The 15,398-nt window shown below is 32.4% G+C and carries 5 protein-coding genes; 3 read left to right on the top strand and 2 right to left on the bottom strand.

Features of this window, described 5'->3' with window-relative positions:
- The first annotated feature begins 1,046 nt into the window (after nt 1-1,046).
- Nucleotides 1,047-2,435, top strand: coding sequence for a class II fumarate hydratase (gene fumC / locus CIPSTX3056_RS01230; protein WP_072666151.1), 1,389 nt, complete (start codon nt 1,047-1,049; stop codon nt 2,433-2,435).
- 154 nt (nt 2,436-2,589) lie between these two features.
- On the opposite strand, the gene glmS is transcribed toward fumC, so the two are convergent.
- Both glmS and glmU read right to left on the bottom strand, forming a co-directional pair.
- On the bottom strand, nt 2,590-4,419 hold the full coding sequence (gene glmS, locus CIPSTX3056_RS01225) for a glutamine--fructose-6-phosphate transaminase (isomerizing) (protein ID WP_072666150.1): 1,830 nt from the start codon (nt 4,417-4,419) through the stop codon (nt 2,590-2,592).
- Nucleotides 4,420-4,575: 156 nt separating this feature from the next.
- Nucleotides 4,576-5,949 (bottom strand): bifunctional UDP-N-acetylglucosamine diphosphorylase/glucosamine-1-phosphate N-acetyltransferase GlmU, encoded by a 1,374-nt coding sequence (gene glmU, locus CIPSTX3056_RS01220; RefSeq protein ID WP_072666149.1) that lies wholly within the window; start codon nt 5,947-5,949, stop codon nt 4,576-4,578.
- 7,201 nt (nt 5,950-13,150) lie between these two features.
- On the opposite strand from glmU, the gene pcnB reads away from it, so the two are divergent.
- Entirely contained in the window at nt 13,151-14,593 is a 1,443-nt protein-coding gene (pcnB, locus tag CIPSTX3056_RS01215) for a polynucleotide adenylyltransferase PcnB (protein WP_083595500.1), read from the top strand.
- Nucleotides 14,590-15,087, top strand: a complete 498-nt coding sequence (folK, locus tag CIPSTX3056_RS01210) for a 2-amino-4-hydroxy-6-hydroxymethyldihydropteridine diphosphokinase (RefSeq protein ID WP_072666147.1) — start codon at nt 14,590-14,592, stop codon at nt 15,085-15,087. The genes pcnB and folK overlap by 4 nt, the downstream gene beginning before the upstream one ends.
- Nucleotides 15,088-15,398 lie beyond the last annotated feature (311 nt).

Below are 15,398 nucleotides of genomic sequence, written 5' to 3'. Positions count from 1 at the left end.
TAATAATCGATCAGCATACCTTATAGAGAGCATTGCATAACATTAGATAATATAAAAGTATATTATTATATATTCATTAGACAGTATTATTTAACGATGTTAGACCTGAGCTCATAAAGCATAAGCATAACCTTATGTGTAATATACATATCAACTATACTCTATGCATCCACCTAAGACTGCTAGTTTCAATGTTATTGCACCTATTATCATTGCTCACCCTAATCTAATAGATTGTATTTACCTTTAAACTGTTTGCATCATACCATGTGTATCACTTTTGTTATTTTATTTATATTATTTATACTCTGACCAGTTATTTTACTAGACTGTTAGAAACATTATCTAAACTGTTTAGAACATTGCCCTAATAGACATCAGATAGAATAGATATATAAAATATATATTTTGTCCTTAACGCATTTTACAGTGTTGACAATGTAGAAACTAAGATACACCTAGTTCATGCATAAAATAAGATACTTAACAATTACTATCTTAAATGGTAACATGATACGTAATTCAAAAAGCACGGACAATAATTATGGATCAGTTATGTAATAAGAATTGCTATAATAAAGTAGTATTTTTTAGATTAGATCTCATGCCACCGGTTATACCATTATGCTTTAGCATAACAGTACTTAGACGTATTCTACTATTAATTAAAGCTTACTAATTTTCTTTATCTCTATTGTATAATACAAGCTATAATTATACGCTTATCTTTCAATAGACTTTTTATAAAGATTATCCATAATATAAAACAAAAATTAGTGACACAGCGATGATAAGTTCCAATGTTTATCTCAATCAGTTTAGCTTTAGTTCTTATCTAAATAGAGCATCCAATACCAATATTATGAGCAGAATGTCATTCTCGATCATATTATATATGCATATATATAATATAGCACTAGGATAACACCCTCGACAACTCATACGAAAATACTTATTATCTGGTTAGATATATAGATATATAGATATATAGATATATAATTTGATTATCTAGTGTTTACGGTCTGTTACCTACTTAAGGATATAACATGTGTGTAACTCGTGTCGAAAAGGACTCTATGGGGGCCATTGAGGTGCCGATCAATCAGCTCTGGGGTGCACAAACACAACGTTCGCTGAAATATTTTGACATCTCAACAGAAAAAATGCCAGAAGAGCTTTTGTATGCATTAGCACTTATTAAACGTGCAGCTGCAAAAGTCAACAAAGATCTCGGTTTAATAAAACCCACTCACGCAGAGGCTATTATGTTGGCAGCTGATGAAGTGCTGACCAAAAAACATCATCAGGCGTTTCCGCTTTCTGTTTGGCAAACAGGATCTGGTACTCAAACGAATATGAATATGAATGAAGTACTCGCCAACCGTGCTAGTGAGCTTCTCGGTGGAAAGCGGGGCATGTCTCGCCTAGTGCATACGCATGATGAAGTGAATCATAGTCAAAGCTCCAATGATGTATTTCCAACCGCCATGCATATTTCAGCGGCCTTAGCGATACAAAAAAACCTAATTCCATCGCTAGAAACGCTCCATATGACACTACATAATAAAGCCAAGGCCTTTAAAGATATTGTAAAAATCGGTCGCACTCATTTACAAGACGCCACGCCATTAACTCTTGGGCAAGAGATTTCAGGTTGGACATCAATGCTTCAGCATAATCTAGTCCACATTCACAAAAGCTTACCACATTTATTAGAACTAGCGATAGGAGGTACAGCTGTAGGTAACGGTCTAAATGCTCACCCTGAATACTCCCTCCGCATGGTCAATGAAATTGTTGCGCTAACTAAAATAAAATTTATTATGGCACCAAATAAGTTTGAGGCATTAGCAACTTGTGATGCTATCGTCCATGCTCATGGTGCCCTAAAAAGTTTATCCGCTTCTTTAATGAAGATTTCTAACGACATTCGATGGTTAGCCTCTGGTCCGCGATGTGGTATTGGTGAGATTACTATTCCCGAAAATGAACCTGGTAGCTCTATTATGCCAGGAAAAGTAAATCCTACTCAATGTGAAGCGGTAACTATGATTTGCTGCCAAGTTATGGGAAATGATGTAGCAATTAACATAGGTGGAGCATCAGGCAACTTTGAGTTAAATGTTTATCGACCTATGGTGATATATAATTTTTTACAGTCTTTACGTATATTATCTGATGGTATAAATAGCTTCAATGATCATTGTGCACTAGGCATTCAGCCCAATCATCATCGCATTAGTAAATTACTGAATGAATCATTAATGCTTGTAACAGCGCTGAATGTGCATATCGGTTACGATAAATCAGCAAAAATTGCTCACAAAGCTCATACAGAAGGATTAACATTAAAAGAATCTGCAGTACAACTTGGCTTTTTAACAGAAGATCAATTTAATACCTGGATTCAGCCTAAAAAAATGGCGGGTGTTTAAAACACCTATGATTAACATAGCTGTCTGATGCTTATACAATAAAGATAGGTACAGATACTAAAAGACATTTAGAAACTCATGATGAGAGCTTATGAATATCGCATAATTATCTGTCCATACTACTATTCTACCTGATCTTATATCAGAGGGAATGCTACTCTACTGTTACTGATTTTGCTAAGTTACGGGGCTTATCTAAATCAGTTCCACGTATTAGGGCAATATAATAACTTAATAACTGCAATGGTACAATGTAGACGATAGGTGCCAGTACTTCTGGAATATGAGGTAACGGAACAATGTATATGTTATCACTACCCACGAAACTAGATATAGCATCGGTAAAAATATATAGAAGACCACCTCTAGCGCGTATCTCTTCAATATTAGATTTAAGTTTATCTAATAGTGCATTCTGTGGCGCAACCACAATAACTGGCATATCAGAATCAATTAATGCTAATGGCCCATGCTTTAACTCACCAGCAGCGTAAGCTTCAGCATGAATATAAGAGATCTCTTTTAGTTTTAGAGCCCCCTCCATAGCTATTGGATACTGATCTCCTCTACCGAGAAATAAAGCGTGGTTTTTATTAGAAAAGTCTTGTGCTAATTGAGCAATCAGTTGATCTTGCAATAATACCTTTTCAATACAGCTGGGCAATATCTGTAAGGCATTAACAATCTCTCGTTCCACTTGCGATGTTGCATCTTTTAAGCTGCTAATTTTTGCCACTAAAATTAATAAAATAACCAGTTGAGCAGTAAAAGATTTAGTAGATGCCACGCCAACTTCTATTCCAGCTTTCATCATGAGCGAAAAATCAGATTCACGCACCAAGGAGGAAGACGCTACATTACAGATAGATAAAGATCCTAGGTATCCTAAGCGCTTAGATAAACGTAATGCCGCTAACGTATCAGCTGTTTCGCCAGACTGAGACAGAGTAACAAACAAGCTATTTTCTCGTACTACTGATTTGCGATAACGAAATTCAGAGGCAATTTCAGTATCACAAGGCATCTTTGCTAGTGACTCCAACCAATAACGAGCAACCATTCCTGAATGATAAGAAGTGCCACACGCCACAATCTGTATATGCTCTACTTTTTTTAGAAGAGAATAAGCCTTCTCATTAAGCTCATGAAGCTCGACAAAACTATTATTATGTCGACCACTTAAAGTATTTTTCAGTACAGAAGGTTGTTCATAAATCTCTTTCTGCATATAGTGACTATATACACCTTTATTTACTACATCGTAATGTGTGTCTAATTCTACTTCGCAACGCTGTGCAATGTTATTGCAGCGATCTATAATTTTAATACCATAACAGCTAATTTGCGCAACATCTCCTTCTTCTAAATATATAAAACGACGCGTCACTGACAGTAATGCCATAGGGTCTGACACAATAAAGTTTTCACCGACCCCGCAGCCAATCACTAAGGGGCTACCAGAACGCGCAGCAATTAATCTATCAGGAGAGTCAGTATCTAATATTACCATTCCATACGTACCACGAAGGTCTGGAATGACTCGCTGCACTACTGAAAGTAACGAACCACCTCTTTGTTGCTCCCAGTGAACTAGATGAGCTACTACTTCCGTATCAGTCTCTGAGTAAAAAGTATAGCCTCGGCCCTGAAGTTGGTCGCGTAGTAGCTCATGATTTTCAATAATTCCATTATGTACTACTGCAATATTAGTAGATATATGTGGGTGAGCATTACTTTCTGCTGGTTTGCCATGCGTAGCCCAACGCGTATGTGCAATACCAGTTTCTCCTGAAAGTGTAGCGTGCTCTGCTGCACAGGCTAGATTATTCACTTTCCCGACGCAACGCAAACGGCTCGCCTGCCCGGTAGAGTTAACCACCATGAGACCCGAAGAATCATAACCACGATACTCAAGCGAACGAAGCCCTTCAAGAAGAATTTTTGCAATATCCCGCTGGGAAACAGCGCCAATAATTCCACACATTGTTATGAGCTCCTGATGTTGTTATTAAGTAAGTAGCCATTTATCAATCCGATATTCTCAGGAGATCTACTTTTATTTTTCATTTATATATAGATGATCTCGATATTAATATATTCAGTAGATATTCCCTAAATATGTCAAAGCTCAATTGCACAATTACTCGTCTTTCTTCTTAAACCGATCCCAATTTGAATTTAAAATTTGCTTTTTCTGATCGTAAACCAACCCAATATCGGATATATCTTTTATAATAGTAGTGCTAGCAGCAATAGTAGCGCCAGACGATACTTTAACCGGAGCAACAAAGTAAGTTCCGGAGCCGACAAAAACATCATCACCGATTATAGTCTTGGATTTTTTAACGCCATCATAGTTACAGGTGATGGTTCCTGCCCCAATATTAACATTGTTTCCGATCTCTGCATCACCAATATAGCTTAGGTGCCCTGCTTTAGAACCCATCCCAAGATGTGTATTTTTTAATTCTACAAAATTCCCAACATGTGACCCCTCTTCTAATTTACTGCCTGGACGTAAATGAGCGAACGGTCCAACAATAGACTTTGGCCCTAAGTAAGCATCTTCAATAATGCTATAAGGATGAATGACGCTATGATCAGATATAACGCTATTTTTAATCAAACATCCACTACCAATAGTGACTTGATTTCCAATAATCACATGACCTTCAATAATGACATTAGTATCAAGAACCATATCAACACCATGTTTTAATGTGCCACGTAAATCAAAACGATTAAGATCGTGAAGCGTAGCACCGGCTAAAAGCAATTTCTTTGCCTGTTCAACTTGGTAGAGACGCTCTAACTGAGCAAGCTGAAGATGGCTGTTGACGCCACCTGCTTCGATATTTTGTACAGGATGCACTGAAACAATTGGACAATCTTGCTTGTTAGCTATCTCAACAATATCGGTGATATAGTATTCACCGATTTCTTTGTGACTAGTAAGCTGACTTAGCCAACGCTTTAAATCTGCACCACCTGCTAAGAGAATACCTGTGTTAATCTCATTAATTTTTAATTGTTCCGGTGTAGCATCTTGTTGTTCGATAATACCAACCACTTTCCCGTTTTGACGAAGAATTCGTCCATAACCAGTTGGGTTGTCTAATTTGCGCGTAAGCAAAGCAATACCACCGTCTACCTTGGCCATCTGGAGACGACACAGCGTTGCGCTTGAAATTAAAGGTACATCACCATATAACATTAAAATATCTTCATCATCATCAAAATAAAATGAAGATTTCTGCATGGCGTGACCTGTACCAAGCTGTTCTGATTGCAGAATCCAATTTAAAGGTTCATCCTTAAGAGTGGTTTTAAGCAGATGACCGCCATATCCATAAACTAGGTGAATATTTTTTGCGTTAATCGCTTTAGCGCTATCTATAACGTACTGAACCATAGGTTTACCTGCAAGTAAATGAAGCACTTTTGGTATATCAGAGTGCATACGAGTTCCTTTACCAGCAGCAAGAATTACTACGCTTATAGAATGGTTGAACATAAATATCCTAACTAATTACCTAACTAATTATTTATTCAACGTGGCAACGATAATACTTTGTATTAGTGCTAAACTGTGTTTACTACTACGAGTAAGTATATAAAAATATATGTAAAAAGAAGATTCACTATATTAACAACGCTTGTGATATAACAGTAGCATCATCATGCTCTCATGTATCATGTTCTTATAAATCACGTCAAATAATTTACATAATATAGTGTATAATATACCAGAATCTGCCTTGAATTCATCAGGTATCGTTTGATATAACCCGCTTACATTTTGTACTAATTTATAACCTTATGGTCTACCTTATACCTAATACTGTATACCGATATTGAATCTACTAAGATGATGAAAAACATCTACAGAACATCATATAGTATACATGATGAAAATCTTCCATATTAAAGTAATAAATTTAGAATATATGTAGTTTTTCCAAACAGAAAAGATTACAAAAGTACATATTGAAATCATATAATTAATCATGGTAAAAAGATGTTTCAGATTTTTAAATTATATGCTAAATGATTATAATTTAATTTTATGCACAGATTACTCTGTGCGTCACAATGCAGAATCATGACTCTACTGCAACCACATGTCACTCAGTTATAGCTGTCATATGTTATGACAGAGACCAATTCATATTGTATATACTCTCTGATGATTTTCATTTCATGAAGGAATTACATCTAGATGCTAACTTCATTATTCAATCTGTTCTATAAAACTACAGAGGACTAAGCGTACTACTAGATAAGCCTCATTCTATTTGATGCTATATCTGAACTGGTGTTTTGCTTTTCCATAACAAAGACTTATAAAAATAACATCTATTATGTCCTATATTACTTTATGAATAAGCAATGCTATCTCCTTGCATAAGAACATCAGGACAGAGCATCATACATACAGAAAATTATATATAGGTTTATTTATATAAAGGTTTATATTGATTGATAGCATCTTTTGAGGCTTACTATAGTCTACTAGATCTTAGTATACCATCACTTTTAACTGAGAGAGCAATGATTCCACTCATGTCTAAAACCATGAGGTTTCTTAAGAACTACAAAAATGTATCCATTTTTAGAGCTTCTAAAATGAGCAATCATAACAAAATTAATCCATGTGTGACAAAGTCACATCATAGCATGATGTAACTAGCAATAATAAAGATATGTTATTAATAACATTTGTATTAAAGATATTAATCTTTAATCAGAAAATAGTCTTTTACCTAAAAATACATGATGATGTCAAATACAATCAAGATGATTACGGTAGTTTACCATTTGAAGAATATAAATAAATCTAAAAGATATACTTGTAAACATAACGCAAGAACATATTGTCCATCAGACAATGCTAAACATTAGACTGATTGTAAAAATTATCGCGTTCAGCATTATTATAATTTATAATTTTGATATCATCGAATATCAAATATCTATAATAAATAAAATATTAGCTAACACTAAAGCCATATGTTATAACATAACAAAAAAGATATAAGATTAATATCATTCTAAAATCATAATTTTATCTAAATCTTCTTGTAATGATTAGCTTGTGTATACACTCTAATAAATATAATACATTTTAGATCTGTTATCTGAATTTGGATCTGTGATCTTATGTACATTTATCTTATATACATTAACGATCAATCATTGACTCAATTTACTTATTGATATAGGTTGATTATATCATTTATTGGTTAAACATAAACTATAATTAGAAAAATTTTATATCTATTACACTATAGCTCACGATTTTACACTATAACTCAAGATTTAAAAATTTAATCCTTAAGATTATAATAACTATGTCTATTTTATCATTGGTTGACTTATAAGATATGACACTTCTTTAATGCAGTTATTTTAATATCATTATTTCTCTCACATAACATATAAGGTAATGATCTTCTGAGTATTAAAATTACTCACCTCTTCCGCATTATTGCACAAAACATAATTTGATGCATATCTTATTGATTCTGAATTTATGACACAAACGGTTCATGCCATACATTACAATATAAATAAAATATTTATTTTACTAAAAAAAGTAATATTTCTTACTTATAAAGTAATATTGCTTACTTATAATGGCACATGAGTGGTATATGAATATATTTTATTTTTGACTAAAATAGTATCAATTAAGTAACATTTTCTATTAATCAATCAAGACTAATTAATAAAGACCTAATTAATCCTAATTAATAAAGACCTATTGTGCTATCAGGTATAGTAACAATAAATACATATTTATATTAGAGATATATATTATCTTAAAGAAGTCTGTATTTAGCAGAAAACATTAATATTCTATAAGTTTTTAGAAATACAAAAATATTGTAATGTACTGCAGTTATCTGTAAAATTAAATACAATAAAAACTGACAAATACTTTAGGTAAAAACATTTTGTAGTATAATTGCTATTAATAGATTATCTTTCAATTAAATAGGAGATTTTGTTTTTAAAGTGCAGGTCTATATCTTAACTATTTGAAAAAATATTCAGAATAAATATTAAGAAGAAATCATAAGAAAATTAAGATAAATATTCAGTCTGAAAACTTAAATATTTTGGAATCATTGTTAATTATATCATTAATAGCTCATCTATTGTTTGCTACCATAGTTACATTTTAATGCACTTTGCTAACTCGTTAGATTGTATCTGTATCAATATTTCAAATATATCACGAATATAGTTTGCGTAATGCATATATAGTTTATGAATATTTTTAATGCATCTTCAAATGTTAAATAATCTTCTAGTGATTAGAAAAAGATAATATACTAGTTAAGTAGTACTTATGAGTCAGGATTTGCAATCCTATTTCATAGCTCTAACTTCTGTATAATCGAGTTAGCAAAAAACACTACTATTAGTAGTAGTGTTTCATTTAAACTAAGCAAGGATGATTTTAATATCTAGAAACACTAAGTTTTTAAGCTATGCAATTTAGATGAAAAATATTTTAAAAAAATAATCCTTTGATCTACTATAGTATAGATAACGATTATTACTAACCCAAGTAAGATTTTCTTAATGCTAATTATTGTATTGAAATATGTTTCAGTATATATATATCGAAAAAGTGCAATTATCTAAAACTAAAAAACATTTTTCGGAAAAATCTCATCTAATCATTATTACATCACTTTTACCTGTCTATGGTCTAAGTCATCTAAAGATTTTTTGAATCGTTTGTTATATTTGATCTACTATTCACGTTTATCAGAGAAGTCTACTAACACAATTAATAGCTCTGACATTTATACTGTAACCCTAAAAAATTTCTGCAATTTATGGTTGTAACACGTTTCTACTCATTACAGTTGTAACATATGATACAGTTATAAAGATTTTCTTAGCAAGCCTCTAAAAACTAAAGAGATTATGGGCTATATAGTCAACATAGAGTATCTTTGGATTGTTATCCTCTTACCACAAATCTTCACTGGTGAAGATAACTCATTACGCTATCTATATCTACAATAGGTAGTCTCTTTACTAACATCTGTAACATATTTTATAAAAACCGAAAGAAATACTAAAAACTCAAGAATCAAAAAATGTATTTGTTATAACAGGTGCAAGCTATTAGAGACAAACACATAACTCAAACCCTCAATCCTATCTTAAAAAATTCTTCAATGATATACCAAATCAGTTATGCCTGGTGTAATAGCGTAATAAAAGCACATCTATTCTACTCTACTATAGAGCTGTATATTTACTTAAATATGAGGCCTATTGTCTCTAGAGAGGTCTTATATTGCTGCTTCAGACATCGCATATTTCACAAAGAGATCATAAGCAAATCGATGCTGATAAAATTACGGATTTTGCTTTAGTGTAAGTTTCAACAACCTACCGGTAAAATTTTAAAAATTTTATATCTCTTTGTGTTACATACTATTGCTATCACTATCACTTCTAGGTATCAGATATCCTCAAAAAAAATTCACAACCTAGCCATTAGATTAGATAATGAGACCTATTGGTCTTCTTCATCCCATAATGGCGAGCTGTATCAATCATGAAAAAATCACCGGGTGATTTTCTATTTTGATAGTAATAACAGATCATCAGTCATCCATTTCTATGGAGATAGCTATTTGAAAATATATGCAGAAGATCGTATTAAATATTCAGTAAAGGTATAGGATAAAACCTGCTTGTATATTCTGACATAGATGCTACAGAACATATAGCACTGCTCTATGACCGGCATGGAGGAGTTTTTATATGCTAGCTGATCTCCATGACTACATGAAGGTTTTGATATCCCAGAAAAGGCGTTGTCATCACTTTTAATACCAATAAATCATGATCTCTGCATGCTGAATTTTTCTCTTAATACGAATAATTTTAGGACCATATATTCCTGAAATTATAGGTTTCACCTCTACGGTACTGAATTAATCGCATCTATAGAAATAACTAGTCAAGACAAGCGATACCTTTAAAATTAGGTATTGTACAATCAATAGAAAGCAATGATGACTAAAGAAAAAACTTAAAAAGATTACTAACAATATATCGTTGATTGAAAATTAGTCTCATAACTAAAATCGGAAAATAGTAAAAACACTGAAAGAAAAATGCAAGATGTGATCTCACATTTTCACTTATGCTATAAAATATCTCAAATGCTGAGTTTTTAGTCAAACTAAAAACTAAAAAATATACATGTAGTGCATCGTGTAGTATATCATTTACGACAATCACTAGAATACATGATTAATGATGCCTGCGTTATCCATTGATTTAGCAACATATAAAAATTTCCTGTACCATCACATCAAGAATATTGGTTCTCACATGATATGATGAAATTTATATAACTTCATATACAATATATTATTCCAATGAAGGTAAAGTTTTTACTAATCAAAATTTTTCAAAACATATACAGTATTTCATATAAAATCTATCTAACTTATAGTAATTTCGAATGATTAAGTATCATGTTTCAATCATTCTTAATATTACATATTTATGATGCCATTAGATTATCGTTAGTTTTATAAAAACTATTCAGTTCACAGATGAAGTATAATGATAAAGCGATCATCCTAAATTAATATTTTTAATCTTTATCACTCAACAGATCTTTTAAGATATAAGCGAAAAACTACTATTGATTAGTAAAGAATGGTTTTATATTTTATGTAGATAATATCTGTATATATAGATAAGAGATAATGATTACACTAAAACCATGTAAACATTTAATGTGAAAATTTAATAAAAATATAAATCATAAAAACCTGAAAAATTTTCTAATATATTGATTAGTTATGGATGTACATAACTTACAATTAGATCACAATCTATTATATATAAAAAATATAATATATCTTACTACTATTAATATTAATTCAATCTAACGTTTATAATTAAAGATCATAAAATCTTTTTTATTATTTTTTAATATACATTATTTAGAGTAACTTACTCTAACGACAGAAGCTTATAAAGGTATAATAAATATTATACCTTTATAAGCTAAAGTTTGTTTACCAGCTGTTACACTGATAGACTGTCATAATAATATATATAAAATATATCTAGAAATAGATATATTGCTAGAATTTATTTTCTAAAATACATTGTGATATTATATTTTATGCAATTTTATATCATGATCACTATCATTGACAAATGGTAAGAAAAATTAGAATGTCTAGACTAGATAATATCACGCTTGTTTTATTTGCAAAACATAACTAAGTTAACTCAGTCATAAGATCCATGATGTACATTATTAAGAACGAATAATCTTCAACACTCGATGCACTATGCTAAAAATATCATCCCGATTAATAATATTTTATATAATATATTACATGTGTATTTTTCTGATAAAATGACTTACTACGTTAGTAGCAATATCAATCTACCCATCATAGATCGATCAGACGCATTCAAAAATTGCACTCATAGAATAAGATTAACTGTATAATCTCACTTGATTATCGTTCAATCACTTCCTGGGTATCACTAAAGCTAATGTGGGTGAAAAATCATAATCTCGTCAAATATTGCTCCATGAACCTTACTCGTGCTTGACTCAATTTTTCACTACATTGCTTACCATTTCTTTAATACATAACAGATATATAGGGTTATATGTCATGAATTATGTGAGATGCAATCTGGTATTGTAATATCTGTTGGGCGTGACTTCTCTACTTACCAAAACTTTGTAAAAATCAACTCTCGCTTTATATCTATCACTTACTTAAAACTAAAAATCATTAAGTATCGTCCGTTTGTTTATCCAACAGGATATATAAAATTATATAAACAAATCAAAACTGCATTCATTGTTTTATTTATGAAAAAACTACCTGAATAGACCCTCCAATCCTTGAACTCTTTAGTATAATGCCAGGATATAGTTATTCTCTTAAAAATAATAGAGTGCTATAGCACTATTTTATTCTAAGATAAAATCCTAGTACCTTTATTACACAACATGCACTGTCTGTGCAGGGGAAATAATAAATAATATAATCAATAAAAACATCCAACACCTGAATACAGTAAGCTAATCTATTATGTTATGATTATCGCTAATCTCAAAATTCTTCGTATATTGTTACGAAAAACGGAAGCATACTATACTTACACATACATTGTTCACAGAATAGCATTGACTTTACATAATAGGCAGCTAAACTCACACTAGAAAATCACCTACAGTATATAGATTATCTGTAATACGGATATAAAACACGCTAAATAGCACTCACTCATGTAAAAATATGAAAGATATCAACTGTATAGTTGATGTTATGTATTGTATTATAATAGAATACATCACTATATGGAAATATTTCATATTGATTCAAACACCCAGTGCTTTTATCTTACGCTGATCTTACTATCCTCTATAATATCTGCATAGATTCTGATACAGATATGATAATTGGCACAATTTTAGAATAAAATGCATCATCTTAGTGACGAAATTGTATCAAGAAGAGCCACATTTCAATGTGCAATTCTATTCAGTAAGAATAAAAAGTGTTGGTGACTATCGCATATGAACCGATCAAGACGCAGTAGTCATAACGTTCAACATAATCAATGGTTTTCATCTGAGCTATTGTTGAAGTTACCTTGCAATAGATTAGATACTTTTAGCATAGAGGTGTCCTATTTTTACCAGAGTTGCTAATTTTTATCGAAAAGTCCGTGGTTGCGAAGAAGTTATGGCAACTGAAATATCAGAAACATGCCAAGTGGCTATTATTACGCGGAATCACCATAATATCTTACATAAGAATATCAGCAGTAATGCTCTTAAAGTATTATATCGTCTGCATAAATTTGGATACGAGGCGTACCTCGTAGGTGGTGGAGTACGTGATTTATTGCTTGGTAAGCAACCTAAAGATTTTGATATAACTACTAATGCCACACCCGAGCAAATGCGTAAATTATTTCGTAACTGTCGTTTAGTTGGTCGCAGATTCCGTCTGGCCCATATTATGTTTGGAGACGAAATTATCGAAGTGGCAACCTTTCGCGGACATCATGAAATAGAATCAAAGAATATGAATCATCGTTATCATGCACAATGCGCTAAAAGTGGTATGCTATTGCGTGATAATATTTTCGGCTCTATCGAAGATGATGCTCAACGTCGTGATCTTACAATTAATAGTCTATATTACAATATCACTGATTGTACGGTACGTGACTATATAGGTGGATTAAACGATCTTAAGACAGGAGTAATCCGTATTATTGGAAATGCCGAAACTCGTTATCGTGAAGATCCAGTACGCATGCTACGGGTCGTGCGCTTTGCTGCTAAATTAGGAATGGGCATTGCCGATGACACTCGAGAACCAATCCCACGTTTAGCTACCCTGCTATACGATATTCCCCCTGCTCGTTTATTTGAGGAAATACTCAAACTTTTTCAGACTGGCCATGGCTATAGTACATATCTTAAGCTATGCAAGTATCAATTGTTCCAGCCTCTGTTTCCGATCATTACACAATATTTTACTGAAAGTGGCGATAGTCATATGGAACAGATGATCCTCTTAGTATTAACAAATACTGATATACGCATCCATAATCACATGCGTGTTAACCCGGCGTTTTTATTCGCTGCTATGTACTGGTACCCACAATTAATCATATCACAGACACTATCTAAAGAAAAAAACCTCAACTATTATGATGCCTTTATATTATCCATGAATGACGTGTTAGAAAGAGCTAATCGTGCGCTAGCAATACCAAAACGTATTACTACATTAGTGAGAGAAATTTGGCAACTTCAGTTGCGCCTCACTCGCCGGCATGGTAAACGAGCATTTACAATTATAACGCATCCGACATTTCGCGCTGCATACGATCTTTTAAAGATGAGGGCTCAAGTAGAAAAAAATAATAATTTAAAGCATCTGACCACCTGGTGGCTTGAATTCCAAATATCGGCACCACCAGAGCAAAAGACAATGCTTCAAATGCTTGATAGGAACCTAGTAAATTCATATACAAAGCAAGCAATATGTACATGTTCACCTGCTGATTACCACAATAAGACAATATCTACAATCAACAATAGTGATTATATAGAATGAATCGTGTATATCTCTTATTGGGTAGTAATCTTGCTAACCCACTGCGCCAAATTAGTAGCGCACTGGAGAAAGTGGCATCTATTACAAAATCTTACATTGTTTCGACCTCTTTCGTCTACGAAACCCCACCCTATGGTCCAGAAAATCAACCTAATTTTTTTAATGTAGCGGTAGCGCTTGATACTTGTCTAGATCCTCAGTCATTACTTAGTAGTACACAATGTATCGAAATAGAACAAGGGCGTATTCGACAGGAACCTCGATGGGGGGCGCGTACATTAGATATTGATATGATGCTGTTTGGGAATATAACGCTTAAAACACCTCAATTAACAATACCACACTACGATTTACATAATCGTGCTTTCATGATGATACCCCTTCTGGAGATCGCCCCCAGTATTTGTTTACCTAATGGTCAGCGGCTATCAGTTATTCTAGGAACTCTAGATCATGAGATAATAAATAATATTAGAAAGTCTCATTGTATATGAACTAAGTACATGAACTAAACCGGGCTTGACAATGCTAATCCCATCAACATACCATCTGTTTGTATAAACATTACTAGCAAGTAGCTATCTGGCGATACAAATAAAAATGTATCGCTTTATGGTTTTTCATACCTCTTATGCTTTATCGATGTAACCATTTAGTTCTACTAAAACAATACAAAAAGTATTTATCTTTAAAAGATTAAAAGAAATTATTTATCTTTAACATTTAAATAAGATCTACCATCTATATATCCGATAGTGAACAGCGTACACAGATGCTAGGTATCTATATGTGTACTTACACTAGG

The organism is Candidatus Erwinia haradaeae (genome assembly GCF_900698965.1).
Classification (GTDB): domain Bacteria; phylum Pseudomonadota; class Gammaproteobacteria; order Enterobacterales; family Enterobacteriaceae; genus Erwinia_E; species Erwinia_E haradaeae_A.
Note: the sequence above shows the minus strand (reverse complement) of the source record. Positions and strands in the feature narration are given on the sequence as shown.